The organism is Micromonospora sp. CNB394 (genome assembly GCF_000374985.1).
GTDB lineage: Bacteria > Actinomycetota > Actinomycetes > Mycobacteriales > Micromonosporaceae > Micromonospora > Micromonospora marina.
Window position 1 is genome coordinate 86,879 of record NZ_KB895833.1, and the last position, 25,960, is coordinate 112,838.

At 74.3% G+C, this 25,960-nt stretch carries 25 protein-coding genes, 3 tRNA genes and 1 pseudogene; 18 read left to right on the plus strand and 11 right to left on the minus strand.

All coding sequences use genetic code 11. The features are described 5' to 3' along the window. Nucleotides 1-47 precede the first annotated feature (47 nt). The 3 genes from C569_RS0113330 (at nt 48) to C569_RS0113340 (ending at nt 491) form a co-directional block, all read left to right on the plus strand. Nucleotides 48-119 (plus strand) — tRNA-Gln (locus C569_RS0113330). A gap of 76 nt (nt 120-195) precedes the next feature. Continuing rightward, nucleotides 196-268: transfer RNA gene (locus C569_RS0113335), tRNA-Glu, on the plus strand. 150 nt (nt 269-418) lie between these two features. Further along, a tRNA-Glu gene (locus tag C569_RS0113340) sits at nt 419-491 on the plus strand. Nucleotides 492-570: 79 nt separating this feature from the next. On the opposite strand, the gene C569_RS0113345 is transcribed toward C569_RS0113340, so the two are convergent. Further along, nucleotides 571-1,257, minus strand: coding sequence for an IclR family transcriptional regulator (locus C569_RS0113345; RefSeq protein ID WP_013284529.1), 687 nt, complete (start codon nt 1,255-1,257; stop codon nt 571-573). A gap of 49 nt (nt 1,258-1,306) precedes the next feature. Between C569_RS0113345 and leuC the strand changes: the two genes are divergently transcribed. The 4 genes from leuC to C569_RS0113365 all read left to right on the plus strand — a co-directional run bounded on the left by leuC (nt 1,307) and on the right by C569_RS0113365 (nt 6,210). Continuing rightward, nucleotides 1,307-2,749: a 3-isopropylmalate dehydratase large subunit gene (gene leuC / locus C569_RS0113350; protein WP_026268098.1), complete on the plus strand. Its 1,443-nt coding sequence runs from the start codon at nt 1,307-1,309 to the stop codon at nt 2,747-2,749. A gap of 15 nt (nt 2,750-2,764) precedes the next feature. Next, a complete protein-coding gene (gene leuD / locus C569_RS0113355; RefSeq protein WP_018786282.1) occupies nt 2,765-3,352 on the plus strand; it encodes a 3-isopropylmalate dehydratase small subunit in 588 nt (195 codons plus the stop codon). A gap of 160 nt (nt 3,353-3,512) precedes the next feature. Then, nucleotides 3,513-4,115 (plus strand): HU family DNA-binding protein, encoded by a 603-nt coding sequence (locus tag C569_RS0113360; protein WP_018786283.1) that lies wholly within the window; start codon nt 3,513-3,515, stop codon nt 4,113-4,115. 133 nt (nt 4,116-4,248) lie between these two features. Beyond that, nucleotides 4,249-6,210 (plus strand): endonuclease/exonuclease/phosphatase family protein, encoded by a 1,962-nt coding sequence (locus tag C569_RS0113365; RefSeq protein WP_018786284.1) that lies wholly within the window; start codon nt 4,249-4,251, stop codon nt 6,208-6,210. A gap of 6 nt (nt 6,211-6,216) precedes the next feature. On the opposite strand, the gene C569_RS0113370 is transcribed toward C569_RS0113365, so the two are convergent. The 4 genes and pseudogenes from C569_RS0113370 to cofC form a co-directional block, all read right to left on the minus strand. Beyond that, complete coding sequence (locus tag C569_RS0113370; protein ID WP_018786285.1) at nt 6,217-7,134, minus strand: NUDIX hydrolase; 918 nt, start codon at nt 7,132-7,134, stop codon at nt 6,217-6,219. A gap of 7 nt (nt 7,135-7,141) precedes the next feature. Next, complete coding sequence (locus C569_RS0113375) at nt 7,142-9,448, minus strand: RNA degradosome polyphosphate kinase (protein ID WP_026268100.1); 2,307 nt, start codon at nt 9,446-9,448, stop codon at nt 7,142-7,144. Between the two features lie 54 nt (nt 9,449-9,502). Further along, on the minus strand, nt 9,503-9,700 hold the full coding sequence (locus C569_RS34260; RefSeq protein ID WP_043330566.1) for a cold-shock protein: 198 nt from the start codon (nt 9,698-9,700) through the stop codon (nt 9,503-9,505). A 39-nt stretch (nt 9,701-9,739) separates the two neighbouring features. Then, a pseudogene (gene cofC / locus C569_RS34265) lies at nt 9,740-10,348 on the minus strand (2-phospho-L-lactate guanylyltransferase); the annotation flags it as partial. A gap of 95 nt (nt 10,349-10,443) precedes the next feature. On the opposite strand from cofC, the gene C569_RS0113385 reads away from it, so the two are divergent. The 5 genes from C569_RS0113385 (at nt 10,444) to C569_RS0113405 (ending at nt 15,403) form a co-directional block, all read left to right on the plus strand. Beyond that, nucleotides 10,444-11,169, plus strand: coding sequence for a 1-acyl-sn-glycerol-3-phosphate acyltransferase (locus C569_RS0113385; RefSeq protein WP_018786288.1), 726 nt, complete (start codon nt 10,444-10,446; stop codon nt 11,167-11,169). Further along, on the plus strand, nt 11,166-12,173 hold the full coding sequence (locus C569_RS0113390) for an NAD(P)H-dependent glycerol-3-phosphate dehydrogenase (RefSeq protein ID WP_018786289.1): 1,008 nt from the start codon (nt 11,166-11,168) through the stop codon (nt 12,171-12,173). The genes C569_RS0113385 and C569_RS0113390 overlap by 4 nt, the downstream gene beginning before the upstream one ends. 11 nt (nt 12,174-12,184) lie before the next feature. Beyond that, a complete protein-coding gene (locus tag C569_RS0113395; protein WP_018786290.1) occupies nt 12,185-13,300 on the plus strand; it encodes a cystathionine gamma-lyase in 1,116 nt (371 codons plus the stop codon). Between the two features lie 172 nt (nt 13,301-13,472). Continuing rightward, nucleotides 13,473-14,264: a putative protein N(5)-glutamine methyltransferase gene (locus tag C569_RS0113400; protein WP_018786291.1), complete on the plus strand. Its 792-nt coding sequence runs from the start codon at nt 13,473-13,475 to the stop codon at nt 14,262-14,264. Nucleotides 14,265-14,350: 86 nt separating this feature from the next. Continuing rightward, nucleotides 14,351-15,403: an ROK family protein gene (locus C569_RS0113405; RefSeq protein WP_026268101.1), complete on the plus strand. Its 1,053-nt coding sequence runs from the start codon at nt 14,351-14,353 to the stop codon at nt 15,401-15,403. A 37-nt stretch (nt 15,404-15,440) separates the two neighbouring features. On the opposite strand, the gene C569_RS0113410 is transcribed toward C569_RS0113405, so the two are convergent. Together C569_RS0113410 and C569_RS0113415 are read right to left on the minus strand one after the other, a co-directional pair. After that, nucleotides 15,441-15,641 carry a DUF397 domain-containing protein gene (locus tag C569_RS0113410; RefSeq protein ID WP_018786293.1) on the minus strand — a complete coding sequence of 67 codons (201 nt, stop codon included), beginning with the start codon at nt 15,639-15,641 and terminating at the stop codon, nt 15,441-15,443. Between the two features lie 4 nt (nt 15,642-15,645). After that, entirely contained in the window at nt 15,646-16,491 is an 846-nt protein-coding gene (locus C569_RS0113415; protein WP_018786294.1) for a helix-turn-helix transcriptional regulator, read from the minus strand. A 235-nt stretch (nt 16,492-16,726) separates the two neighbouring features. On the opposite strand from C569_RS0113415, the gene C569_RS0113420 reads away from it, so the two are divergent. Both C569_RS0113420 and C569_RS0113425 read left to right on the plus strand, forming a co-directional pair. Next, nucleotides 16,727-16,951: a hypothetical protein gene (locus C569_RS0113420; RefSeq protein WP_018786295.1), complete on the plus strand. Its 225-nt coding sequence runs from the start codon at nt 16,727-16,729 to the stop codon at nt 16,949-16,951. A gap of 166 nt (nt 16,952-17,117) precedes the next feature. After that, on the plus strand, nt 17,118-18,221 hold the full coding sequence (locus C569_RS0113425) for a D-alanine--D-alanine ligase family protein (protein ID WP_026268102.1): 1,104 nt from the start codon (nt 17,118-17,120) through the stop codon (nt 18,219-18,221). A 40-nt stretch (nt 18,222-18,261) separates the two neighbouring features. Here C569_RS0113425 and C569_RS0113430 read toward each other — a convergent pair whose 3' ends face one another. Both C569_RS0113430 and C569_RS0113435 read right to left on the minus strand, forming a co-directional pair. Then, nucleotides 18,262-18,849: a DUF3515 family protein gene (locus C569_RS0113430; protein ID WP_018786297.1), complete on the minus strand. Its 588-nt coding sequence runs from the start codon at nt 18,847-18,849 to the stop codon at nt 18,262-18,264. Further along, nucleotides 18,850-19,083, minus strand: a complete 234-nt coding sequence (locus C569_RS0113435) for an Lrp/AsnC ligand binding domain-containing protein (RefSeq protein ID WP_018786298.1) — start codon at nt 19,081-19,083, stop codon at nt 18,850-18,852. It abuts the gene before it with no gap. Nucleotides 19,084-19,246: 163 nt separating this feature from the next. Here C569_RS0113435 and C569_RS0113440 point away from each other — a divergent pair, with 163 nt between their 5' ends. Together C569_RS0113440 and C569_RS0113445 are read left to right on the plus strand one after the other, a co-directional pair. Then, nucleotides 19,247-20,194, plus strand: coding sequence for a thiamine-phosphate kinase (locus C569_RS0113440; RefSeq protein WP_018786299.1), 948 nt, complete (start codon nt 19,247-19,249; stop codon nt 20,192-20,194). A gap of 87 nt (nt 20,195-20,281) precedes the next feature. Next, a complete protein-coding gene (locus C569_RS0113445; protein ID WP_018786300.1) occupies nt 20,282-20,749 on the plus strand; it encodes a GNAT family N-acetyltransferase in 468 nt (155 codons plus the stop codon). Here C569_RS0113445 and C569_RS0113450 read toward each other — a convergent pair. Beyond that, entirely contained in the window at nt 20,746-21,504 is a 759-nt protein-coding gene (locus C569_RS0113450; RefSeq protein WP_018786301.1) for a hypothetical protein, read from the minus strand. The two genes, C569_RS0113445 and C569_RS0113450, sit on opposite strands and share 4 nt — an antisense overlap. A 233-nt stretch (nt 21,505-21,737) precedes the next feature. Then, nucleotides 21,738-21,929 carry a 50S ribosomal protein L28 gene (gene rpmB, locus C569_RS0113455; protein WP_013284551.1) on the minus strand — a complete coding sequence of 64 codons (192 nt, stop codon included), beginning with the start codon at nt 21,927-21,929 and terminating at the stop codon, nt 21,738-21,740. Between the two features lie 210 nt (nt 21,930-22,139). Here rpmB and C569_RS0113460 point away from each other — a divergent pair, with 210 nt between their 5' ends. Together C569_RS0113460 and recG are read left to right on the plus strand one after the other, a co-directional pair. Continuing rightward, complete coding sequence (locus tag C569_RS0113460; RefSeq protein ID WP_026268103.1) at nt 22,140-23,747, plus strand: DAK2 domain-containing protein; 1,608 nt, start codon at nt 22,140-22,142, stop codon at nt 23,745-23,747. After that, entirely contained in the window at nt 23,744-25,945 is a 2,202-nt protein-coding gene (recG, locus tag C569_RS0113465) for an ATP-dependent DNA helicase RecG (RefSeq protein WP_018786304.1), read from the plus strand. Before C569_RS0113460 ends, recG begins: the two co-directional genes overlap by 4 nt. Nucleotides 25,946-25,960 lie beyond the last annotated feature (15 nt).

Consider the following 25,960-nt stretch of genomic DNA (forward strand, 5'->3'; position numbering starts at 1 on the left):
CCGGCACCGGGAGGGTAAAGTTCATTCCCGGCGCCGCAAGGGGCCAATGGGGTATGGGGTAATTGGCAGCCCGACTGATTCTGGTTCAGTTAGTCTAGGTTCGAGTCCTGGTACCCCAGCGCAGCCGCGGGTTCGCGAGAACCCTCGGACGCTGGAATCCGGCAGCTCACGCTGGCGGAGTGCAACGAAGGTTCTGGCCCCGTCGTCTAGCGGCCCAGGACGCCGCCCTCTCAAGGCGGTAGCGCCGGTTCGAATCCGGTCGGGGCTACAGCACCGACAGCCCGTCCCGTTTCCCGGGGCGGGCTTTCTGCTGTCCCGCCCACGTGCGCAGGGGGTGACCCCCTCGGTGGCGCCGGACGGGATGCCGCTAGACTACTGCCACGCCGCCCGGCAGGGTGGTGAAGCAGGAAAAGTGCCTGGCCCCGTCGTCTAGCGGCCCAGGACGCCGCCCTCTCAAGGCGGTAGCGCCGGTTCGAATCCGGTCGGGGCTACATCCACGAACGGCCCGTCTCGCGTCCCGCGAGGCGGGCCGTTCCGCATCCCCGCCTCGCCGGACGCGAGAGGGGGCGGTCAGAGGCCGGAGAGGCGCTGGCCGGCTCGGACGACTGCCATGGCGTGGCGTTCGCCGGGGCGGCGGCCGAGGCGCTCGATCGGGCCGGAGATGCTGATCGCGGCGATCACCCGCCCGGTCCGGTCGCGGATCGGCGCCGAGACGCTCGCCACACCCGCCTCCCGCTCGGCGACGCTCTGCGCCCAGCCGCGCCGCCGTACCTCGGCCAGCGTGCGGCCGGTGAACTTGGAGCGGGGGAGCAGCGGCATGACCGCCTCCGGCGGCTCCCAGGCGAGCAGGATCTGCGCCGCCGAGCCGGCGGTCATCGGCAGCACCGAGCCGACCGGGACGGTGTCCCGCAGGCCGCTGGCGCGCTCGGCGGCGGCCACGCAGATACGCTCGTCGGCGCGGCGCAGGTAGAGCTGGGCGCTTTCGCCGGTGGCGTCCCGTAGCGCGGCGAGCAGCGGCTCGGCGGCGGTCAGGAGCACGTCCGGGGCCGCGTTTGCGAGCTCGCCCAGGCGTGGACCCGGGCGCCAGCGCCCCTGGGTGTCCCGGACGAGCATCCGGTGGATCTCCAGCGCCTGTGCCAGCCGGTGCGCGGTGGCCCGGGGCAGCTTGGTGCGTTCAACGAGTTCGGCCAGGCTGGCGCCGTCGACACAGGCGGCCAGGATGACCACCGCCTTGTCGAGAACGCCGACACCGCTCATACTGTGTCCCACAAGCCGAAATTTACCTCCCAGAATTTAGGATGTCCAGATGGTGGGAGTCACTCGACCGAGGACCCTGGCCGAGAAGGTCTGGGACGCACACGTGGTCCGCTCCGCCGACGGCGAGCCCGACCTGCTCTTCATCGACCTGCACCTGCTGCACGAGGTGACCAGCCCGCAGGCGTTCGACGGGCTGCGCCTGGCCGGGCGCGGGGTGCGCCGTACCGACCTGACGATCGCGACCGAGGACCACAACACCCCGACCGGGTACGACGACCCGGCCTTCCGTTCCCGGCGCGGCGACCTGCTCACGATCGCGGACCCCACCTCCCGCACCCAGATCGAGACGCTGCGTCGCAACTGCGCCGAGTTCGGTGTCCGCCTGCACCCGCTGGGCGACGAGAACCAGGGCATCGTGCACGTCATCGGCCCGCAACTCGGCCTCACCCAGCCCGGCATGACGATCGTGTGCGGGGACTCGCACACCGCCACCCACGGCGCGTTCGGGGCGCTGGCGTTCGGCATCGGCACCAGTGAGGTCGAGCACGTGCTGGCCACGCAGACATTGCCGCAGTCCCGCCCGAAGACCATGGCGGTGAACGTCGTCGGCGAGCTGGCGCCCGGCGTCACCGCCAAGGACCTGGTGCTCGCGCTCATCGCGCAGGTCGGCACCGGCGGCGGGCGCGGTCACATCGTCGAGTACCGGGGCGAGGCGATCCGCGACCTCTCGATGGAGGGGCGGATGACGATCGCGAACATGTCCATCGAGTGGGGCGCCAAGGCCGGCATGATCGCGCCGGACGAGACCACGTTCGCGTACCTGAAGGGGCGGCCCAACGCGCCCCAGGGCGACGACTGGGACGCGGCGCTGGAGTACTGGCGGACGCTGCCCACCGACGAGGGCGCGACCTTCGACACCGAGGTCACGCTGGACGCGAGCCGGATCACGCCGTTCGTCACCTGGGGCACCAACCCCGGGCAGGGCGTGCCGCTGGGCGCCGCCGTGCCGGACCCGGAGGAGTTCGTCACCGAGCCGGAGCGGGTCGCCGCCCGCCGGGCGCTGGAGTACATGGACCTCACCCCGGGCACTCCGCTGCGCGACCTCGCCGTGGACGTGGTGTTCGTCGGCTCGTGCACGAACGGCCGGCTGGAGGACCTGCGGGCCGCCGCCGAGGTGCTGCGCGGGCGGCGGGTCGCCGACGGCGTACGCATGCTCGTGGTCCCCGGCTCCGCCGCGGTCCGCGAGGCGGCCGAGATCGAAGGGCTGGACAGGGTCTTCACCGACGCGGGCGCCGAGTGGCGCTTCGCCGGCTGCTCCATGTGCCTGGGCATGAACCCGGACACGCTGAAGCCCGGCGAGCGCTCCGCCTCGACCTCCAACCGCAACTTCGAGGGCCGCCAGGGCCGGGGCGGTCGTACCCACCTGGTGTCCCCGCCGGTCGCCGCCGCCACCGCCGTGGTCGGCCGGCTGGCCGCCCCCGCCGACCTGTAGAAGGGCAGCCGACAGATGGACAAGTTCACCACCCACACCGGTACGGCCGTGCCGCTGCGTCGATCCAATGTGGACACCGACCAGATCATCCCCGCCGTGTACCTCAAGCGGGTGACCCGGACCGGGTTCGCGGACGGTCTGTTCAACGCGTGGCGGGAGGACCCGTCATTCGTCCTCAACGATCCAGCCCATTCGGGTGCGTCGATTCTGATCGCCGGCCCCGAGTTCGGCACCGGATCCTCCCGGGAGCACGCCGTCTGGGCGCTGCGGGACTGGGGCTTCCGGGCCGTCATCTCGCCCCGCTTCGGCGACATCTTCCGCGGCAACGCGCTCAAGGAAGGTCTCCTTCCGGTCGAGCTGGAATTGGGAGCCGTGGAAGAACTGTGGGACCTCGTGGAATCCGAGCCGGCCACGCCGATCACCGTCGACCTCGCCGCCCGGCAGGTCCACGCCGGTGACGCCACCTGGGCGTTCCCGCTGGACGACCACAGTCGCTGGCGGCTGATGGAGGGCTTGGACGACATTGGACTCACCCTCCGGCACGAGGCCGAGATCGGCGCGTACGAGGCCGGCCGGCCGGCGTTCCTGCCCTCGATCGCCTGATCTCCCGCGCCATTCGCCCCTACCGGATGCACCCGGTGGGGGCGAATCCGTTGCGACACAAGGGGTTTTTTCCACCGAATGTTTGTGTCCAGGCAGCACAGGGCATACCGTGCGCGCAGAATGGCTCGCGTCGAGTCAGTTGCACAATCGGGAGGAAGTCGTGAACAAGGCCGAGCTCATCGAGGCGCTCGCCGTTCGCCTGGGGGACCGGAAGACGGCGACGGCCGCGCTCGACGCGGTTCTCGCTGAGGTCCAGGCGGCGGTCACCAAGGGCGAGAAGGTGGCGATCACCGGTTTCGGAGCGTTCGAGAAGCGCGTCCGGGGAGCCCGAACAGCGCGCAATCCGCGGACCGGCGAGGCGGTGAAGGTCAAGAAGACCTCCGTCCCGACGTTCCGGGCGGGCGCGGGCTTCAAGGAGATGGTGGCCAGCGGCAAGGTGCCCAAGGACACCGCCGCCGCGAAGAAGACCACCGGGGCCGCCAAGGCCACCGGCGGCCGGACCACCGCCGCCGCCAAGAAGACCACGGCGGCGAAGGCCACCAAGACCACCGCGACCAAGAAGGCCGCGCCGGCGAAGAAGGCCGCCGCGACCAAGACCACGGCGGCGAAGAAGACGACCGCGGCGAAGTCCGCCGCGGCGAAGAAGACCACCACCGCCAAGAAGACGACCGCGGCGAAGTCCACCGCGGCGAAGAAGACCACGGCGGCGAAGAAGGCGCCCGCGAAGAAGGCGCCGGCCAAGAAGGCCGCCACCCGGCGCTGACCGGACGGCCCACGAAAGGGCGCCCACCGTTCGCGGTGGGCGCCCTTTCGCACGGGTACGCGTTGACCGCCCGTCGTCGCGCCGCGCAGAATCGCCGTGCCGAAAACCCCGTCGGTCACGAGAAGAGGCGCCCGTGCGGCACCGTCACCTCTCCACCCTCACGCTCGCGCTCGGTGTCGCGGTCCTGCTGGACGTGCTGCGGATCTGGCTGCCGTCGGTCATCACCCTGTTCGGCCGGGCCGCCGAGACACCCGCCGAGTTGCTCGGCGCGTTCGCGCTCGGCTGGTTCCTGCTCGCGCTCGCCGCGCCCACGCTCGTACGCCGCATCGGCGCCGCCCCGGTCGGACTCGTCGCCGCCGGTGTGCTGGCGGCGGCCCGGCTGGCGCTCACCGCGCAACCCGGCGGCCCGGCCCAGCTCTGGTCGGCCTGCGCCGGGCTGCTCGCCGGCCTGATCTGGCTCGCCGCCGTCGCCGCCTCGGTGCCCCGGCCGGTCGCCGGGCTGGCGCTCGGCCTGGCCGGGAACGCGGCCGGGCACGCCCTGCTCGGCACCGAGGACCTGGTGTGGCGCGGCGGCGTGCTCGCCTGGGGCCTGAGCGTCCTGCTGGTGCTGGCGTTCCTGGCCGCCTCGGTGGCGGCACGGCGGGACCGGACGGGCGCCCCGGTCGCGGGCGAGGCCGGATCGCCCGCGTCCGTCCCGGGCCGCCGGACCTGGTTGCTGTGCGGGCCGGCGCTGCTGCTCGCCGGTCAGGTGGCGCTCGCCCCGGCGGTCTGGAGCGCCGCCGCCGGCACCGGATCGCCCGACTTCCCCGGCCTCGCCCGCCCGGCCGGCGGATCGTTGCCGGGCGCGCTCGCGGTGCTGCTCTTCCTCACGGCGGCGTTGTTCCGGGCACCGGTGCGCCCGGCCCGGCTGCTGTGGCCGTCGGCGCTGCTCGCCGGGTCGGTGCTGTTCGTGACCGGGCGTCTCGTGTCGGCGTACCTGCTCACCGCCGTCGGCCTCGGCGGCTGCCTGGCGCTCACCGACACGGCGGCCGGGGACGGCCGGGCCGCCGCCACCGACGAACGAGACACCGACGGCGGGCGGGCAGGGGCGCGGCGCGGCCGGGCGGCGGCGCTCGGGATGCTGGTGTTCGCGGTGGCCACGGTCGCCTACTACGCCGCCTACGACCTGGGATACCCCAACGGCTGGGCTCCGGTCGCCACGGCCGTCCTGGTGGCTCTGGTGGCGGCTACCGCGCCTCTCCGGCCCGCGCCGGCCCCCGGCCCGACGCCGTCCGGCGGGGCGTCACCGGGGCCGGTGCTGCCCGCAACCGCCCGGGTCGCGGCCCTGGCGGGCCTGACCGCGCTGGCCGGGCTCGCCGCCGTGCTGCACGTGCCGGCCACGACCGCCCGGGCCACGACCGCGACGGCTGCGGTACGGGTGGCGGCGTACAACATCCGGATGGGGTTCGGCCTGGACGGCCGGCTGGACCTGGACGCGGTGGCCCGGGAGCTGCGCGGCGCGGACGTGGTGCTGCTGAGCGAGGTCGACCGGGGCTGGTGGCTCAACGGCGGGCACGACACGCTGGCGCTGCTGGCCGGGCGGCTGGGGATGCCGTACGTCTTCGCGCCCGCCGCCGACCCGGTGTGGGGCGACGCGGTGCTCAGCCGCTTCCCGATGCGCTCCGGGCAGACCCGGCGGCTGACCGCGCACGGCGCGCCGACCGGGGCGCAGGCCCTCGGCGTCACGCTCGACCTCGGCGGCCGGGAACTGGCGGTGGTGGCCACGCACCTGCAACCGCCGCCCGGCCGGGATCCGGTCGAGCAGGCGGGCGAGGTGGCCGCGTTCGCCCGCCGGTACGCGAACGGCCGTCCACTTGTGCTCGGCGGCGACCTGAACACCGAGCCGGACGACCCGGCGTTCGCCGAGTTCACCCGCACGGGCCTGGTGGACGCGCTGGCGGCGGCCCGGCCACTGCGGACCAGCCCGGCCGACGACCCGCGTAGCCAGATCGACCACGTCCTCGTCTCGCCGGGCCTGACCGCGGGCGAGGTACGCGCACCGCGCACCGAGGCCAGCGACCACCTCCCGGTGACGCTCACCGTCACGCTGCCCTGAACCGCCTCACAGACGATCGGCGGCGAACAGCCGGTCACCGGCGAACGGCAGCAGCCAGCCGCCGCCCTTCGCGGTGGTGAAGTCCTCGTCCACGCGGCCGGTGAGCCGTTCCAGCGCGCCCGGGATCACCTTGCCCTGGCTGCACACCGCGACCGACTCGACGGCCTGCGCCAGCGCGGTCAGCCGGGCCGCGGCGGCGAGCGTGCACTCCTCGACCTGCTGGCCCGGTGCCGGCTCGTCGAAGTCGCCGCAGACCTCGATCGGCAGGTCCAGCCGGGCCGCCGCCGGATCGAGCGTCTGCACGCAGCGCCGGGCCGAGGCGGAGAACAGGCGGGCCGGGCGGACCAGCGCCACCAGCGGGACCAGCGCCCGCGCCTGCGCCCACCCCTGCTCGTCCAGCGGGCGGCCGTGGTCCGGGCCGGTGAAGGTGCCGCGCTTGCCGGCGTGCGCGTGCCGGACCAGCAGCGCCGTCGCGGTGACCGGCGGCAGCGCCGCGAACGCGGCGATCACCTCGGCGTCGTGCGGGTAGCTGACCCGGCGTACCGCGTCGTCGACCGGGAACCAGCCCACGTCGTCGACCTCGGTGCCGGGCTGGAAACCGCCGGTGCCGGCCGCCCGCATGGACCAGTAGTCGACCGCCTTGGCGAGACCCTCGCTGCGGTAACGGACGGTGGGCAGGCGTACCTGCGGCACGCCGCGTACGCCGGTCTCCTCGGCCACCTCGCGGACGGCAGCCACGAGCGGATGCTCGCCGCGGTCCAGCTTGCCCTTCGGCAGCGACCAGTCGCCGTAGCGGGGGCGGTGCACCAGGCAGACCTCGACGCCGGCCGGACCCGGGCGCCACACCACGCCCCCGGCGGCCCGGATCCGCACCGGCTCGTCGTCGCTCACCCGCTCACCGTATGCCCGCCCGGCACGCGCCACGGCCCGGTCAGTCCGCCCGGCCGCCGACCCGGCGCAGCAACAGATCCTGGAGGTGGGCGAGCGGCACGTCGCCGTCCCCGGTACGCCGGTGCCAGGTGCCGTCCGCGGCCAGCTCGAACGCGTCCACGTCGGGATCGAACGCGGCGGTGAGGACGTGGTCCAGCTCGGCCCGGGCCACCGGGTCGCTCACCTGCACCAGCGCCTCCACCCGGCGGTCCAGGTTTCGGTGCATCAGGTCGGCCGAACCCATCCAGAACTCGGCGTCGCCGTTGTTGCCGAACCGGAAGATCCGGGAGTGTTCCAGGAACCGGCCGAGGATCGAGCGGACCCGGATGTTCTCCGACAGCCCCGGCACGCCCGGCCGCAGCGTGCACATGCCCCGGATCAGCAGGTCCACGTGCACACCGGCTCGCGACGCCCGGTAGAGCGCGTCGGTGATCTCCTCGTCGACCAGGGAGTTCACCTTGAACTGCACGAGCCCCGGCATGCCCAGCCGGACGTGCTCGATCTCCCGGTCGATGCGTTCGATCAGGCCGCTGCGGATGCCCTGCGGCGCCACCAGCAGCCGCCGGAACGCGGTCTGCCGGCTGTAGCCGGTGAGCACGTTGAACAGGTCGGTCAGGTCGGCGCCGATCTCCGGGTCGGCGGTGAGCATGCCGAAGTCCTCGTAGAGCCGGGCCGTCTTCGGGTGGTAGTTGCCGGTGCCGATGTGGCAGTACCGGCGGATCTGGTTGCCCTCCTGGCGCACCACCAGCGCGGTCTTGCAGTGCGTCTTGAGCCCCACCAGGCCGTAGACCACGTGGCAGCCGGCCCGTTCCAGCGTGCGGGCCCAGCCGATGTTCGCCACCTCGTCGAACCGTGCCTTCAGCTCGACCAGCACCACCACCTGCTTGCCGGCGGCGGCCGCGTCGACGAGCGCGTCCACGATCGGGGAGTCGCCGCTGGTGCGGTAGAGCGTCTGCTTGATGGCGAGCACGTTCGGGTCGGCGGCGGCCTGCTCGACGAAGCGTTGCACGCTGGTCGCGAACGAGTGGTACGGGTGGTGCACCAGCACGTCGCCGTCGCGCAGCGTGGCGAAGACGCTGCGCGGCACCTCACCCTCGGCCAGCCGCGGATGGGTGGCCGGCACGAACGGCGGGTCCTTCAGGTCGGGCCGGTCGGCCTCGCCGTAGACCTGCCAGAGCGCGGACAGGTCGAGCAGCCCGCGTACCCGCAGCACGTCGTGGCCGTCCATGTCCAGCTCGCGGACCAGCAGCTCCAGCATGTGGTCGGAGATGGACGCGGCGACCTCCAGGCGTACCGGCGGGCCGAACCGGCGCCGGGCCAGTTCCCGCTCCAGCGCCTGGAGCAGGTCCTCGTCGCGGTCCTCGTCCACCTCCACCTCGGCGTTGCGGGTCACCCGGAACAGGTGGCACTCGACCACCTGCATGCCGGAGAACAACTGGCCGAGATGCACCGAGATGAGGTCCTCGACCGGCAGGAACCGCACGCCCGGCTGGTCGTGGTGCACCCGGACGAACCGGGGCACGTTGTTCGGCACCTTCACCCGGGCGAACAGCTCCGAGCCGCCGTCCGGGTCGCGTACCGAGACGGCCAGGTTCAGCGACCGGCCGGAGATGTACGGGAACGGGTGCGCCGGGTCGACCGCCAGCGGGGTGAGCACCGGGAAGATGTGCTCCCGGAACCAGGTGCGCAGCCGCTCGCGCTCGGCGTCGTCCAGGTCGCTCCAGCGCAGTATGCGGATGTCCTCGGCGGCGAGCTTCGGCAGCACGTCGTCGACCAGGCAGGCGGCGTGCCGGGCGACCAGCCCGGCCGCCTTGCCGGTGATCAGGTCGAGCTGGGTGCGCAGTGGCAGCCGGTCACCGCCGCGTACCGGCAGCCCGGCGGAGAGCCGCCGCTTCAGCCCGGCGACCCGGACCATGTAGAACTCGTCCAGGTTGCTGGCGAAGATCGCCAGGAACTTCGCCCGTTCCAGCAGCGGGACGCGCGGATCCTCGGCGAGCGCCAGCACCCGGGCGTTGAAGTCGAGCCAGGACAGCTCCCGGTTGAGGAAGCGGTCCTCCGGCAGCGGCGGCGCGGACGGCGGGCCCGCGTCCGCAGGGGCCTCGTCGGCCGGGCCGGGGCCCTCCACCGGATCGAGCGGCTCGTCCAGTCCGGTTGATCCGGCCGTGTCGGGATCGGCGCCGAGGCGCTCCTCCGGCGGCCGGGTCTGACGGAACCGCCCGTCCGGGCCGCGGGTGCGGCGGCCGTTGCGGGGGGTGCCGGGGTCGATGATCGGCGGCGGGACTTCGGGGTGCTCGCGAGGGGTGCTCACCACCTCATGATTCCCCGATAAGGGTGAACGGAAAATGAACTCGGGCCAGGTTATTCACGCCATCGTCGGCAAGGTCACCCGGACCACCTCGCCGTCGGCGTCCCGCTCGATCCGGACACGCTGCCCCAATCGGAGCAACCGTAGCCCGGAGGCGTCGAACGCGCGGGCCGGGAACGCCAGTTCGGTGCCGTCGTCGAGCAGCAGCACGCCGCTGCGGGTCGACGCGTCGTAGGTCGCCACCGTCCCCTGCATGCCAGCACCGTACCGGACCGCCCCGCCGACCCGCGCCAGCAGCGCGGCGGTACGCGGCCCCACACCCAGCCCGGCGGCGCCGGCCAGGTCCGCCGGGGTGTCCACGTCCCGGCGCAGGCTGGGCCACTCACCGGCGAGCGGCAGCGCCCCGCCCGCCGCGTGCGCCGCGGCCGAGCCGGGCCCGAACCGCGGCGCCAGCGGCGCACCGGCCGGCGCGGCGAGCAGCACCGTGCCTCCACCCGGGGCATCAGCCACGAACCCGCGTACCCCCCGGGTGGCCCGCAGCGCGGCGGCCAGCTCGGCCGGTCGCAGCGCCGGCAGGTCGGCGGTCAGGCCCACCACCGCGGCACGCGGACCGGCGACGGCCGCGCCGTGCCGGAACGCCGCGTTCAGCCCGCCGCCGGGGTCGCCGACGACGCGGGCGCCCGCCGCGCCGGCCGCCGCTGCCACGCGCGGGTCGTCGGTGACCACGAGCACCCCGGCGACCGCCGGGCACGCCCGCACCGCGCGCAGGGTGTCGGCCGCCAGGGCCAGCGCCAGCTCCTCGTGGGGTACGCCGGGCAACGCGCCCCGCAGACGGCTCTTCGCCGCCGGAAGGCGCTTCACCGGCATGACCACGGTCCAGCGGGCCTCAGACACGCCGACCATCCTGCCAGCGAGGGCCCCGGCACCCGCACTGGCCGCAGCGGGGCCGAACAGGCATGATTCTGTGCCGGGGCGCGAGGGCGGATCGAGGAGGCACTGTGGCACGGCGCAGGCTGGGGTTCTGGCGACGGCTCGCCGTGGTGCTGGTGAAGCCGCTGATGATCGTCTGGACCCGGCGCACCTGGCGGGGCATGGAGCACCTGCGCCACGACGGCGGCGTGATCCTCGTGCCGAACCACATCTCGCACGCCGACCCGCTCGTGGTCGCGCACTACATCTACGACGCCGGGCGCTGGCCGCGCTTCCTCGGCAAGGCCAGCGTGTTCCGGGTGCCGGTGGTCGGCTGGATCCTGCACCGGTGCCGGCAGATCCCGGTCGAGCGGGGCACCGTCGAGGCGGTCAAGTCCCTCGACAAGCTGGTCGCCGCGCTGGCCGAGAGGGGCGCGGTGGTGATCTACCCGGAGGGCACCACCACCCGGGAGCCCGACCTGTGGCCGATGAAGGGCAAGACCGGCGCGGCCCGGCTGGCGCTGGCGACCGGCGCCCCGGTGATCCCGATCGCCATGGTCGGCCCGGAACGGATGTTCGATCCGCGTACGGCCCGGTTCGGGCTGCGCCCGCGCACCCCGGTGACTGTCGTCGCCGGGCCGCCGGTGGACCTGAGCCGCTGGGCCGGCGCCACGCCGACCCGGCCGATCCTGGAGGAGATGACGGACACCATCATGCTGCGCATCCGGGATCTGGTCGCGGAGATCCGCGGCGGCACACCACCGCCGCTCTGGCAGCGGCCCGCCCGTACCGGCGCCCGGGAGGCCACCGAATGAGCGGGCACGTCGCCGTGCTGGGCGCCGGTTCCTGGGGGACCGCGTTCGCCAAGATCCTCGCCGACGCCGGGCGGGACGTGACGGTCCTGGCCCGCCGGGCCGCCGTGGCCGAGGCGATCCGGACCGGGCGGCACAACCCGGAGTACCTGCCGGGCGTGCGCCTGCCCGAGCGGGTGACCGCCACCGGTGACGCCGCCGAGGCGATCGAGGGGGCCGATGTGGTGGTGCTGTCGGTGCCCTCGCAGACGCTGCGCGGCAACCTCGCCGACTGGACGCCGTACCTGGCTCCGGACGCCACGCTGGTGTCGCTGATGAAGGGCATCGAGTTGGGCACCACGAAGCGGATGAGCCAGGTGATCACGGAGACCGCCGGGGTGCCCGCCGACCGGGTGGTGGTCGTCTCCGGGCCCAACCTGGCCCCGGAGATCGCCGCCGAGCAGCCGGCCGCCACAGTGGTCGCGGGCACCGACAGCCGGCGGACCGCGCTGGTGCAGGCGTCCATCCGGACGCCGTACTTCCGCCCGTACACGAACGACGACGTGATCGGCTGCGAGCTGGGCGGCGCGGTGAAGAACGTGATCGCGCTGGCGTACGGCATCGCCACCGCGATGGGTTTCGGCGACAACACCCGGGCCATGTTGATGACCCGCGGCCTGGCCGAGACCGCCCGGCTGGGCGTGGCGCTCGGCGCCGACCCGATCACCTTCGCCGGGCTGGCCGGCATGGGTGACCTGGTAGCCTCCTGTTCGTCGCCGATGGCCCGCAACCGCACCTTCGGCGAGCACCTGGGCCGCGGCGAGACGCTGGAGCAGGCCCAGGCGGCCACCCGGCAGACCGCCGAGGGCGTCAAGAGCTGCCTGGCCATCCGCGACCTGGCCCGGGCGCACGGCGTGGAGATGCCGATCACCGAGCAGATCGAGCGGATCTGCCACGAGGGGATGGACCCGCGCCTGGCGGTGGACGCGCTGATGAGCCGCACCGCCAAGCCCGAGTCGTACGAGTGAGCGGAGCGGGGATGACCGAGCACTGGGGTGACGGCACGCGCAGCGTGCACGCCGGCCTGCCGGACGCGGTACCCGGGCAGCCGTTGCTGCCCGGCCCGGTCTTCGCCGCGCCGTACCACCTGGACCCCGAGCGCGGCCCGTCGGCGGCGGTCAACGGGTACGGACGGCCCGACAACCCCACCCGGCGGCTGCTGGAGACGGCGATCGGTGAGCTGGAGGGCGGCGACTGCCGGGTCTTCGCCAGCGGCCAGGCGGCCATCACCGGGCTGCTGCTGACCGTGCTGCGCCCCGGCGACACGGTGCTGCTGCCCGCCGACGGCTACTACTCGGTACGCTCGTTCGCCTCGGACACGCTGGAGCAGCTCGGCGTGCGCGTGGCGCTCGTGCCGACGGCCGGTCCGTACCCGTCGTTCGAGGGCGTGCGGATGGTGCTGCTGGAGACCCCGGCGAACCCCGGCCTGGACGTCGCCGACGTCGCGGCGGTGGCCGCCGCCGCGCACGCCGCCGGTGCGCTCGTCGCGGTGGACAACACCACCGCCACGCCGCTCGGGCAGCGCCCGCTGGACCTCGGCGCGGACGTGGTGGTCGCCTCCGGCACCAAGGCGCTGACCGGCCACTCGGACCTGCTGCTGGGCTACCTGGCCACCCGGGACGCCGGGCTGCGGGACGCGGCGACCACCTGGCGCAACGCCACCGGCGGGGTGCCCGGCGCGTTCGACTGCTGGCTGGCCCACCGGTCGCTGGCCACGCTCGACCTGCGGCTGGCCCGGCAGACCGCCAACGCGCGGGCGCTGGCCGAACTGCTCGCGGGCCGCCCGGACGTCACCGGGCTGCGCTGGCCCGGACGGCCGGACGACCCGGCGTATCCGGTGGCGTCGGCCCAGATGCGGCGCGTGCCGGGCGTGCTCTCGTTCGACCTGGGCGACGAGCGCCGGGTGGCCCGGTTCCTCGGCGCCTCCCGGCTGGTGGCCGCCGCCACCTCGTTCGGCGGGCTGCACACCACAGCCGACCGGCGGGCCCAGTGGGGCGACGCCACGACGCCGGGTTTCGTGCGGTTCTCCTGCGGCATCGAGGACACCGCCGACCTGCTCGCCGATGTGGCGGCGGCGCTCGACACGGCGGGCTGACGGCGTGCCGGCCGCTCGGCTAGGGTGACGGGCAGCCACGGCCCGTGCGGCCGCGACCCGAGGAGGTGAGTCCGATCCACAAGCAGAGGACCGGCGCTCCCTCCGAGTCCGCGTCGCTTCAGGGCTGAGGCGACGCCGGGGGCGCCGACGAGCGCTTCCCGAAAGGCCTGCCATGGCATCCACCGTCTTCACCCCCGACCGTCCGGCCCTCGTCCGGCGGCTGCGCGCCGCCGGTTGCGTCTTCGCCGAGGACGAGGCGGACCTGCTGATCGCCGCCGCCGAGTCGACGCAGTCGCTGACCCGCCTGGTCGACAGTCGCGTCGCAGGGCTGCCGCTGGAGCACCTGCTCGGCTGGGCCGAGTTCTGCGACCGGCGGATCGCCGTACACCCGGGGGTCTTCGTGCCGCGCGGCCGGACCGCGCTGCTCGTCGACGCGGCGACGGCGCTGGCCGGGCCGGCCCCGGCGGTGCTCGACCTGTGCTGTGGCTCCGGCGCCGCCGCCGTGGTGCTGCACGAGCGGCTGGCACCCGGCTGGTTGGCCGCCGCCGACATCGACCCGGTGGCCGTGGCCTGCGCCCGGCGCAACCTCGAACCGCTCGGCGTCCCGGTCTACCAGGGCGACCTGTTCGACGCGCTGCCGGCGGGCCGGCGCGGGAAACTGGACCTGGTGGTGGCGAACGCGCCGTACGTGCCGAGCGCCGCGGTGGCCTCGCTGCCGGCCGAGGCGCGCCTGTACGAGGCGCCGGTGGCGCTGGACGGCGGCACCGACGGCCTGGCCGTGTTGCGCCGGGTCGCCGCCGGCGCGGCCGAGTGGCTCGCCCCGGGCGGGCACGTCGTGGTCGAGTCGAGCGCCGCGCAGGCCCCCGAGCTGTGCGGCGTGTTCACCGCGGCCGGGCTGGAGCCGGTGGTGGTCCGCGACGAGGAGCGGGCGGCGACAGCGGTCACCGCTCGCCGTCCCGGCTGACCACGGCGGGGGAGTCCGCGCGGGGGCGTGGCGGGTGGGCCGGGCGGGAACTAGCCTCGGGTCAGGCGCGGCGGGAGGCGGTGGCGGTGGGCAGCGCAGGTGTGCCGGTGGTGGTGGGGCTGGACAACGGGGGCACGAGCGACAACGCCACAGTGCTCACAGTCGACGGCCGGTTCCTGGTGGACGGGCTGCTGGAGATCCCGAGCGAGGTCGGTGCCGGGCCGGAGGCGGCGGTGGGGGCGCTCGCGCGGGCGTTCGACGGCGTCCTGGCCCACACCGGCGTGCCGCGTGACCTGGTCCGTGCGGTCGGGCTGGACACGCCCGGCCCGGCCAGCGCCACCGGTGTGATCTCGTCCCGCGGTTCGACGAACTTCTCCCAGCCCGCCTGGCGGGGCTTCGACGTGCGCACCGCGCTGGAGCGGCGGCTGGGCCTGCCCGTCGTGTACGCCAACGACGGCAACGCCGCCGCGCTCTATGCCCACCACGTGCACTTCGGTGCCGAGGCGATGGCCCGATCGTCGGTGTCCGCGATCGTCGGCACCGGGCTCGGCGGGGGCGTGGTGGAGTCCGGCCGGGTGGTCGGCGGGGCGGCCGGCATGGCGGGCGAGTTCGGGCACGTGCACATCCCGCTGGACGGCCTGGTCGAGCCGGACCAGGCGGCGCCGGTCTGCGCCTGTGGCTTCACCGGGGACGCGGAGAGCGTCGCGTCGCTCACCGCGATCCGGCGCAACCTGCTGCCGTACTGGCTGGCGCGGCATCCGGAGCACCCGCTCGCGGCGGAGGAGCCGGACCGGGCGGCGAAGCTGCTGCGCGGCTACGGCGAACGCGGTGACCCGCTGGCCCGCCTGGTGTTCACCCAGCAGGCCAAGGCGCTGGGCCGGTTGTTCACCATCGCGGCCAACTTCACCGATCCGCACGCGTACTTCGTCGGCGGGGGCGTGGTGGAGGCGGCACCGGAGTTCCGGGACTGGTTCCTCGCCGCCGTCGCCGAGCACACGGTGCTGCGGGAGGAGCAGCGGGCGGTGGCCACCTTCGCGCTGGTGCCGGACCGGGACATGGCCGGGGCGCGGGGGGTGGCCATCGCGGCGCTGGAGGCGGTACGCGCCACCGTCACCGCTGCCGCCGCCCCGCTCGGCTGACGCGGTCGGGCCGTTCAGCGGGCGCCGGTCGGGCCGCTCAGGGGCGCGGCGGTGCCGTGGTGAACGCCGCCCAGGCGTGCGGGGGGAACACCAGCACCGGGCCGGCCGGGTCCTTCGAGTCGCGGACCGCCACCGCGCCGGGCAGCGGCGCCATCTCCACGCATGCGCCCTCGTCACCGCTGTGGCTGCTCTTGCGCCAGCGGGCCGGTGCGGGGTTCGTGCGGTTCGTGCCGTTCATCTGATCACCTCTCGTTCAGCAGGCGGAGGAGCTGGTCCCGACTGGCCGCCGGGCTCAGGGCCACGGTCCGCAGGTGCTCCATGATCTTGGCGCAGGTACGCAGGTCACCCGGTCGGTCGAGGACCATCTGCCCGGCGACGGTCTCCACCGAAGCGATGATCGGGTCCTCCGGGTCGGCGAACTCCAGGATGTGCAGCGATCCCCGGGTGCCCCGGTGGTAGCCGGCGGCCAGCGGGATCACCTGCACCGTGACGTTCGGCAGCTCGGCCACCTTCAGCAGGTGCTGGAGCTGGCCGGACATGACCGAACGGTCACCGACCGGGCGCAGCAGCGCGCCCTCGTCGATGATGGCGTCGAGGATCGGCGGCTCGGCGCCGGAGAGCCGAAGCTGTCGGTCCAGCCGTAGCTGGACCCGCTGCTCCACCTGCTCGTCGGTGAGCGTGTGCGGGCCGCCGCGCATCACTCCGCGGATGTAGTCGGCGGTCTGGAGCAGACCGGGCACCACCGACGGTTCGAAGTTCGCGATGCCGGTGGCCTCGGCCTCCAGCGCGATGAAGTCGATGGTGCGCTGGTCCAGCAGGTACGAGTAGGACACCCACCAGCCCGGCTTGCGGGCGTCCTTCGCGAGTTGCACCGCCGCGGCGATGTCGGCCGGGTCCACGCCGTAGCTGGTCAGCAGTGCGCGCACGGTGGCGGGACTGACGAGCGTCTGCGCGTTCTCGTAGCGGGACAGCGTGCTCCGGGTGCTGTTGATCTCGTCGGCCGCGGCCTCCAGGGTGAGGCCGGCGGCCTCCCGGTGGGTCCGCAGGGCGATGCCGAGCCGTCGGGCCCGGGCGGTCTTCGGCGCCATGCATCGATGGTCGCACATCCCGCGGGAAAATGGGCATGAGAGAAAGTCGATGAGAGTTGCATTCACGCCGGTGAACCTGTCAATGTGTGACGGCGTCCTCACCGCCGGTTGTCGTGGCGACGGTGGTGGTGAGCGACCGGAGGGGATGGGGCGCGCGGTGGTCGGATTCTTCACTCCCCCACGATCCGACCGCCGCGTGCCCCTGCCGGTCCACGAGACGGGGAGGGGTTCCGCGGTGACCAGGTTCCTCGTGGTCCTGACCGATGTGCGTCCGCCGGACGGCACCCGGCGTGACGAACGGACCAGCCCGGAACGCCGCCGCCAGGTGGTGGGCACGAGCAGCCGGGAGGCCGCCGACCGGATCGCCGGTGCCTTCACGGCGCTGGGCATGGTGCGGGCCGGCCGGCAGCGGGTGAAGGTCATCGCGGTCGGCCGCCGGCCCCGGCACCCGGCCCTCTGAGACACGCCATTCCGTTACTCCCCGTAGATGTAACCTTGACCGTTTGCCACGCGACTCCGCGTCTCCCCGGGTATCGACCACCGCTTGCGGCAACGCACAGTAAGGTCAGTCGGGTGAGCGCCACCGGCGAGCACGGCCAGCCGCAGTCGCGAACGATGAGGTGACCATGACCACCCCAGGCAAGACCCGTGTGGCGATCGTCTTCGGCGGGCGCAGCCCCGAGCACGGCATCTCCTGCGTGAGCGCCGGCAGCGTGCTGGCCGCCCTCGACCCGGACGAGTTCGAGGTGGTCCCGGTCGGCATCACCCGGCAGGGCCAGTGGGTGCTCGCCAGCGGCGACCCGAGCCGCCTCGCCATCTCCGACCGCAAGCTGCCCGAGATCACCGCCGGCTCCGGCGCCGAACTCGTGCTGCGCGCCGACCCCGCCGCCGGTGGCCTGATGGTGCTCGACCCGGCCCAGGGGCCGGTCGCGCTGGCCGACGTGGACGTGGTCTTCCCGGTGCTGCACGGCGCGTACGGCGAGGACGGCACGATCCAGGGCATGCTGGAGATGGCCGACATCCCCTACGTCGGCGCGAACGTCTTCGCCTCCGCCGCAGCCATGGACAAGGAGTTCACCAAGAAGCTCTGCGCCGTCGAGGGCATCCCGGTCGGCCCGTACGCGGTGCTGCGCGCCGGGATGTCGCTCAGCGAGGAGGACAAGGAGCGCCTCGGGCTGCCCGTCTTCGTCAAGCCGTCCCGGGCCGGCTCGTCGTTCGGCATCACCAAGGTCGACGACTGGGCGGACCTGGACGCCGCGCTCGTCACCGCCCGCGAGATCGACAGCAAGGTGCTCGTCGAGGGCGCCGTGGTCGGCCGCGAGATCGAGTGCGGGGTGCTGGAGGGCGAGGCCGGTGGCGCGCCCGAGGCCTCGGTGCTCGCCGAGGTGCGGATGATCGGCGACCGCGACTGGTACGACTTCGAGGCCAAGTACCTCTTCGCCGACGAGGTCTGCGAGTACGACGTGCCGGCCGACCTGCCCGAACCGGTGGCCCGGCAGGTGCGCGACTACGCCGCCCGGGCGTTCACCGCGCTCGACTGCTCCGGCCTGGCCCGGGTCGACTTCTTCGTGACCCCGCAGATGGACGTGTACCTCAACGAGATCAACACGATGCCGGGCTTCACCCCGACGTCGATGTTCCCGCGGATGTGGTCGGCCAGCGGGCTGGAGTACCCGAAGCTGGTCAACCGCCTGATCCGGACCGCCCTGCACCGCCGCGCCGGCCGCTGACCGCCGGCACCGCCACGTCGGCCCCCGACCGGGGCCGACGTCAGGCGGAGCAGCCCGAAGGGGCCTGCTTCGCCGAGGGCACCGAGCTGACGATCGTGTCGGAGATCGAGGTCACCCACTGCAGCGGCGGCTCGTACGCCTTCGGCACCCGGACCCGGATCGGGGTCTCCCGATCGACGGTGGTCAGCACCGTGGCGTCGGCCTCCTCGGCCGCGTGCCAGCAGACCTGGTTGACCTTCCACACCTCGTCGGTGGGCGGGAACTCCGCCGGATTGCCGCCGCAGGCCACAGTCAGCGCCGGTTCGCCGTACGCGGCGTTCTGCTCCGGGCCCGCGGTGACCGGGCGCTGCGGCAGCTCACGCACGTTGTCCGGAAGCTGCGACATCAGGGCACGGCAGAGCACCGTCGGGCGCTCGGCCAGCGCGGGGGCGGGCATCTCGACCGGCGCGCTGGACTGCGCCCGGGGACTCGCCGACGCGCTCGGCTCGGCCTCCGGAGACTCCGGGGCCAGCTTGGCGAACGTGAACCCGGCGACCGCCACGGTCACCGGCACCGCGACGAGCGTCGCCCAGAGCGCGGCACGGCGGCTGGCGCCGTCCCGGCGCGGGGAGGTGTCCTTCTCGTCCACTTACAGCCGCACCACCGAACACGTGAGGGTGCGGGTGATGCCGGGCACCATCTGCACCTTGCTGACGATGAGTTTGCCGAGCTCGTCGACGGTGTTCGCCTCGGTGAGCACTACCACGTCGTACGGCCCGGTGACGGCGTCGACCCGTACCACGCCGGCCAGGTCCGCGATCTGACCGGCCACGTCACGCGCCCGGCCGACCTCGGTCTGGATGAGGATGTACGCCTGTACCACGACTCGACCTCCGTCCGTCGCCTCCGGGCGACCCGAAGGGTGAAACTACCGTACTGAGCGGCCGTGATCCCTATCGGTCGCCGGTCGGACGCGGTGAGCGAGCACACGCCGGTGCGGACAGGGGTGGGACGTGCGGAACGACGCAGCGGAGCGAGGGGACGGAATGACTGTCACTGATGTCGGCGAGTTCGGCCTGATCGACCGGGTGACCGCCCGGCTGGCACAGGGGCAGAGCTGCCTGCTCGGCCCCGGCGACGACGGTGCGGTGGTGGCGGCGCCGGACCGGCGGGTGGTCGCCTCGACCGACGTGCTGGTGGAGGGGCGGCACTTCCGCCGGGACTGGTCGTCGGCACGGGACGTGGGGCACCGGGCGGCGGCGGCGAACCTCGCCGACATCGCGGCCATGGGCGCCACCCCGACCGCGCTGCTCGTCGCGCTCTGCATGCCGGCCGAGCTGGACCCGGCCTGGGCCGAGGAACTGGCCGACGGGCTGGGCGCGGAGGCGGCGCTCGTCGGCGCGAGCGTGGTGGGTGGGGACATGTCCGGCAGCCCGACGCTCACCATCGCGGTGACGGCGCTCGGCGACCTGGCCGGCCGCGCCCCGGTGCTCCGCTCCGGGGCCCGCCCCGGAGACGTGGTGGCGCTGGCCGGGCGTACCGGCTGGTCGGCGGCGGGCTACACCGTGCTGTCCCGGGGGTTCCGCACGCCGCGGCTGCTGGTCGAGGCGTTCCGCCGCCCCGAGGTGCCGTACGCCGCCGGACCCGCTGCCGCCGCTGCCGGAGCCACCGCCATGATCGACGTGTCGGACGGGCTGCTGGCCGACCTGGGGCACGTGGCGACCGCCAGCGGGGTGGCGGTCGACCTGAGCCGGGACGCGTTCGAGGTGCCCCGGCAGATGCGGGACGCGGCGCAGGCGCTCGGCGTCGACCCGTACACCTGGATCCTGGGCGGCGGCGAGGACCACGCGCTGGCCGCGACGTTCCCGGCGGACGCCGCGCTGCCGGACGGCTGGCAGCCGGTGGGGCGGGTGGCCGCCGGCGCCGGGGTCACCGTCGACGGCGCCGCCTACAGCGGCCCGCGCGGCTGGGACCACTTCCGCAGAGCGGAGTAGCAGGCACAGCAGGAGAGCGGAGTGATCTGCGTCCGAACCCCGGCCGCCGGGCCGGGCCGGGCCCCGAGCCGGTCGTAACCTGACACGGTGAGCGAGATCGAGATCCGGGAGCGGCGCTTCGACGCGCCCGAGTCGCAGGCGCTGATCCGGGCGGCGCTGGCCGACCTCGGCGCCCGGTACGGCGGCAGCGGCGACGAGACCCCTGTCGACGCGGCCGAGTTCACCCCGCCGGACGGTGTGTTCCTCGTCGCCTACCTGGACGGGCGGCCGGTGGGCTGCGGCGGCTGGCGCAGCCACGGCGGGGACGGCGACACGGCCGAACTGAAGCGGATGTACACCGACCCGGCGGTCCGGGGCCGGGGCGTGGCCCGTTCGGTGCTCGCCGCGGTCGAGCGGTCCGCCCGCGACCACGGCCGCAAGCAGATCGTGCTGGAGTGCGGCGACAGGCAGCCCGAGGCGATCGCCCTGTACACCTCGGCGGGCTACGAGCGGATCCCGAACTTCGGCTTCTACAAGGACGCCCCGGGCTGCCTGTCGTACGGCCGTACGCTCTAGCCGACCGAGATGCGGATCGCGCGTGCGGCGCGGCGCGCGGCGTCCGTGGCCTCGTCCGGGGTGGCGCCCCAGGCCATCAGATGCCCGCTGCGGTGCGCCGAGGAGAGCAGCTCCGGCACGGTCTGACCGACCTTCGTCTCCACCTGCACGTCGAGCACGCCCGGCACGCGCAGCGCGTCGCGCCTGCCGTCCACGGCGGTGACCCGGCCGGGCGGCGCGATCAGGAACTCGATCGCCGCCGCGCCGGTCGCCCGCGCCGGCAGCGCCGGCCGTTCGCCGCGCAGGATCCGCAGGTACGCCTCGATGACGTCCCGCCCGTAGGCGATCGAGATGAGCGCGGTGATCATGTCGCCGGGCATCCGGGCCGCGCACTCCACCAGCGTCGGCACTCCACCAGCGTCGGCACGCCGTCGGCGAGGATCCATTCGCTGTGCAGCAGGGCCGAGGCGCTCGGCGAGCCGGGCGGTGGCACCGACCGCGTACTCCAGGCCGGGCAGGACCAGCCGCGCGTCGGCGAGGCCGGGCTCGCGGGCGAGCAGGGCATCCGGGTCGAAGCCGGTCTGGTACTCGGCCGCGACGAGCCGCCCGATCATCGGCAGCCGCTCGGCGAACCGGGCCAGGTCGCGGCGGGCGATCACGTCCGGCTCCTCGACCAGCACCACGCCGTCGGGCGGCAGCTCCTGGTCGAACCAGCTCAGCGAGCCGAACGACGCGCCCGCCACCACCAGTTGCTCGCGACCCAGGTCGAGGTCCACCGGTCACCCTCCCCGCGGCTCGCGCCGGAACCGGACGGCCGGCTCAGCAGCACCCTTACCGGCTGGAACGCGGCGGTTGCCGTACGGTCGGTCAGGGGTGCGGGGCGGGTCGGCCGATACCAGCCGGTGCGCGCGGCGGGTCGCCCGGGACGACAGAAGCCGGGCACGACAGAAGCCGGCGGACCCCGAAGGGATCCGCCGGCGACCGACGATGTTCCGGTGGCGCTACCGCGTCAGGCGCGGGTGACCTTGCCGGCCTTGATGCACGAGGTGCAGACCTGCAACTTCTTGGTGGTGCCACCACCGGCCGGGGTACGCACCGACTGGATGTTCGGGTTCCAGCGGCGGTTGGTCCGCCGGTGCGAGTGGGACACGTTGTGGCCGAAGCCCGGCCCCTTGCCACAGACGTCGCACACGCTAGCCACGGGATACTCCTGGGATTGAAACGTTCATGAGGTCGCCGCCAGGCGCTGCCCGGGCAACCTGGTCAGGTTACCCGATGACAGTCGGTACGCCCAACCGGCCCTTTCGCGAGCGCACCCAGCGTACCGGCGGGCCGGCCGGTACGTCGGCCGGGGCGGACACGCGGCGGACGACCCCGGCGCGTGTCGGTGTACGCCAGTAGGCTTCCCGACGTGCTGGAGACCCTCGACGCCGCAGCGGTGCGCCGCTGGTGCGCGAGCGGGCTGACCGCCCTCCGGGCCCACCAGGGCGAGATCGACGAGCTGAACGTCTATCCGGTGCCCGACGGCGACACCGGCACCAACCTGGTGCTCACGTTCACCTCGGCCCAGCAGGCCCTGGCGATGGACCTCGGCACCCTCCCCGACGACGGGCACACCCCGCACGGGCACGCGCTGCGGTTGATGGCCCGGGGCGCGCTGCTCGGAGCACGCGGCAACTCCGGCGTGATCCTCTCGCAGATCCTGCGCGGTCTCGCCGACACACTCGCCGCCGTGCCCGCGGTGCGCGGCCGGCAGCTCGCCGACGCGCTGGCCGACGCCAGCGCCGCCGCGTACGCCGCCGTCGCCCGGCCGGTCGAGGGCACGCTGCTGAGCGTGGTCGCCGCCGCGGCGCACGCGGCCCGCCGGACGGACAGCGACGACCTGCGGGCCGTGGCCCGGGCCGCGGCCGAGGCGGCGGCGCACGCGCTGGCGCGTACCCCCGAGCAGTTGCCGGAGCTGGCCCGCGCGGGCGTCGTCGACGCCGGCGGGCGCGGCCTGTGCCTGCTGCTGGACGCGCTGGTCGAGGTGGTCACCGGGGAGAGCCCGGCGCAGCCGGCGCCCGCGCCGCCCGCCCGCCGCGCGCCGGTCACCGCCGTGCGGGAGAGCGGCTCCGACGTGTACGCCTACGAGGTGCAGTACCTGCTCGACGCAGACGACGAGGCGGTGGCCCGGCTGCGCGCCGAGCTGTCCACGCTGGGCGACTCGCTGGCGGTCGTCGGGGACGGCACCGGCACCTGGAACGTGCACGTGCACGTCAACGACATCGGGGCGGCGGTCGAGGCGGGCGTGGTCGCCGGCCGCCCGCACCGGATCACCGTGACCCGTTTCGCCGACCAGGGTGCGCCGGGGCCGCAGGCGCGGCTGCCCGAGGGGCGGGCCGCCGTGGTGGTGGCCACCGGCGCGGGCATCGCGGAGCTGTTCGCCGCCGAGGGCGCAGTGGTGGTGCCCGCCAACCCGTCCACGGGCGAGCTGCTCGACGCGATCCGGGCCACCGGCGCAGCCCGGGTGGTGGTGCTGCCCAACGACCCGAACACCCAGTCGGTGGCGAGCGCGGCGGCCAGGGAGGCGCACGGCCTCGGCGTCAAGGTGAGCGTGGTGCCGACCCGTTCGCCGGTGCAGGCGCTCGCGGCACTGGCCGTACGCGACCCGAAGCGGCGCTTCGAGGACGACGTGATCGCGATGGCGGAGGCCGCCGGAGCCTGCCGGTACGCAGAGGTCTGCCACGCCGCCCGGGAGGCGCTCACCGTCGCCGGTCCGGCCCGCCCGGGTGACGTGCTGGCCCTGGTCGAGGGTGAGGTGCACCTGATCGGGCAGGATCTGGTCGACACCTGCACCGCCGTGGTCGACCGGATGCTCGGCGGTGGTGGCGAGCTGGTCACGCTGCTCTGCGGCGCGGACGCGCCGGCCGGGCTGGCCGACCGGGTCCGCGCGTACGTCGAGGGGGCCTGGCCGTTCGTCGAGGTGCAGGCGTACGAGGGCGGGCAGCCGCACTATCCGCTCCTGGTGGGGGTCGAATGACCGGAGAAGCGGCCACCGTGGACACGCCGCTGAAGAAGCTGGTCGGCGAGCGCACCGCGAAGGCGCTGGCCGGGCATCTGGACCTGCACACCGCGGGCGACCTGATCTACCACTTCCCGCGCCGGTACGACGAGCGCGGCGAGCACACCGACATCCGCTCGCTGGACGTGGGAGAGCAGGTCACAGTGCTCGCCCAGGTGCAGCGCACCGCGGTCCGCCCGATGCGCCAGCGGCGCGGCAACCTGCTGGAGGTCACCGTCGGCGACGGCTCCGGCGGCGTGCTCACCTGCACGTTCTTCGGCAACCAGGCGTGGCGGGAACGGGAGCTACGGCCCGGCCGGTGGGGGCTGTTCGCCGGCAAGGTGACCGAGTTCCGGGGCAAGCGCCAGCTCAACGGCCCGGAGTACGTCCTGCTCGGCGAGGGCGGCGAGGGCGAGGCGGCGGCCAACGAGGAGGTCGAGGAGTTCGCCGGGGCGCTGATTCCGGTCTACCCGGCCGCGGCGGCGGTGCCGACGTGGGTGATCGCCCGCTGCGTCCGCGTCGTGCTCGACACGTTCACCCCGCCCGAGGATCCGCTGCCGGCCACCGTGCGGGCCACCCGCAACCTGGCCGGCATCGGCACCGCGCTGCGCGAGATCCACCGTCCGACCAGCAAGGAGGCGCTCTACCGGGCCCGCCGCCGGCTGAAGTGGGACGAGGCGTTCGCCGTGCAGCTCACGCTGGTGCAGCGCAAGCACCGGGCGGCGGCGTCGCCGGCGCTGGCCCGGCCCGCGGCGGCGGGCGGCCTGCTGGACGCGTTCGACGCCCGGCTGCCGTACGAGCTGACCTCCGGCCAGCAGGTCGTCGGGCGGGAGATCGCCGCCGACCTGGCCCGGCCGCACCCGATGCACCGGCTGCTCCAGGGCGAGGTGGGCTCCGGCAAGACGGTGGTGGCGTTGCGCGCCATGCTCCAGGTGGTCGACGCCGGTGGGCAGGCCGCGCTGCTGGCCCCGACCGAGGTGCTCGCCGCCCAGCACCACCGGGGCATCCTCGATCTGCTCGGCCCGCTCGGCCGGGCCGGTGAGCTGGGTGCCGCCGACGACGCCACGCGGGTGGAGCTGATCACCGGCTCGCTGGGCGCGGCGGCCCGGCGCCGGGCGCTGGCCGAGGTGGCCGAGGGCCGCGCCGGCATCGTGCTCGGCACGCACGCCCTGCTCTACGAGGGCGTCGACTTCCACGACCTCGGCCTGGTGGTGGTGGACGAGCAGCACCGCTTCGGTGTGGAGCAGCGCGACGCGTTGCGCGCCAAGGCCGAGCAGCCGCCGCACGTGCTGGTCATGACGGCCACCCCGATCCCGCGCACGGTGGCCATGACCGTCTACGGCGACCTGGAGACCTCCACGCTGTCCCAGCTTCCGCAGGGCCGCTCGCCGATCGCCTCGCACGTGGTCCCGGCCGCCGAGAAGCCGGCGTTCCTCGACCGGGCCTGGCGCCGGCTGCGCGAGGAGGTCACGAAGGGCCACCAGGCGTACGTGGTGTGCCCGCGGATCGGAGAAGGGCCGGTGTCGGACGAGGAGGCGCCGCGGGAGGACGACAACGGCCGCCGCCCGCCGCTGGCCGTGACGGAGGTGGCCCCGCTGCTGGCCGAGGGGCCGCTGCACGGGCTGCGGATAGGGGTGCTGCACGGGCGGCTGCCGGCCGACGAGAAGGACGCGGTGATGCGCGCGTTCGCCGACGGCGAGCTGGACGTGCTGGTCGCGACCACTGTGGTCGAGGTCGGCGTGAACGTGCCGAACGCGACGGTGATGATCGTGCTGGACGCCGACCGGTTCGGTGTCTCCCAGCTCCACCAGTTGCGGGGCCGGGTCGGCCGGGGCTCGGCCGCCGGCCTCTGCCTGCTGGTCACCGAGGCGGCCGAGGGCTCGTCCGCGCGGGAGCGGCTGGACGCGGTCGCCTCCACCACCGACGGCTTCAAGCTCGCCGAACTCGACCTGGAGCAGCGCCGGGAGGGCGACGTGCTGGGCGCGACCCAGTCCGGCCGGCGCTCACACCTGCGGCTGCTGTCGCTGAGACGCGACACCGAGCTGATCCGCGACGCGCGGGCCGAGGCGATCGAACTGGTCGAGGAGGATCCGGATCTGGCCCGGCATCCGGCGCTGGCGGCGTCGGTCGCCGCGCTGGTCGACGAGGAACGGGCCGAATACCTGGAGAAGGGCTGAGACGTCCGGTGGACG

Coding starts and splice junctions, on each gene's coding strand:
- C569_RS0113415 (WP_018786294.1), bottom strand. CDS start 16,491: ATGGCGCCGAAGACCGCCCGGGCCCGACGGCTCGGCATCGCCCTGCGG.
- C569_RS0113345 (WP_013284529.1), bottom strand. CDS start 1,257: ATGAGCGGTGTCGGCGTTCTCGACAAGGCGGTGGTCATCCTGGCCGCC.
- leuC (WP_026268098.1), top strand. CDS start 1,307: ATGGTGGGAGTCACTCGACCGAGGACCCTGGCCGAGAAGGTCTGGGAC.
- C569_RS0113395 (WP_018786290.1), top strand. CDS start 12,185: ATGACCGAGCACTGGGGTGACGGCACGCGCAGCGTGCACGCCGGCCTG.
- leuD (WP_018786282.1), top strand. CDS start 2,765: ATGGACAAGTTCACCACCCACACCGGTACGGCCGTGCCGCTGCGTCGA.
- recG (WP_018786304.1), top strand. CDS start 23,744: ATGACCGGAGAAGCGGCCACCGTGGACACGCCGCTGAAGAAGCTGGTC.
- C569_RS0113390 (WP_018786289.1), top strand. CDS start 11,166: ATGAGCGGGCACGTCGCCGTGCTGGGCGCCGGTTCCTGGGGGACCGCG.
- C569_RS0113410 (WP_018786293.1), bottom strand. CDS start 15,641: ATGAACGGCACGAACCGCACGAACCCCGCACCGGCCCGCTGGCGCAAG.
- C569_RS34260 (WP_043330566.1), bottom strand. CDS start 9,700: ATGCAGGGGACGGTGGCGACCTACGACGCGTCGACCCGCAGCGGCGTG.
- C569_RS0113400 (WP_018786291.1), top strand. CDS start 13,473: ATGGCATCCACCGTCTTCACCCCCGACCGTCCGGCCCTCGTCCGGCGG.
- C569_RS0113425 (WP_026268102.1), top strand. CDS start 17,118: ATGACCACCCCAGGCAAGACCCGTGTGGCGATCGTCTTCGGCGGGCGC.
- C569_RS0113440 (WP_018786299.1), top strand. CDS start 19,247: ATGACTGTCACTGATGTCGGCGAGTTCGGCCTGATCGACCGGGTGACC.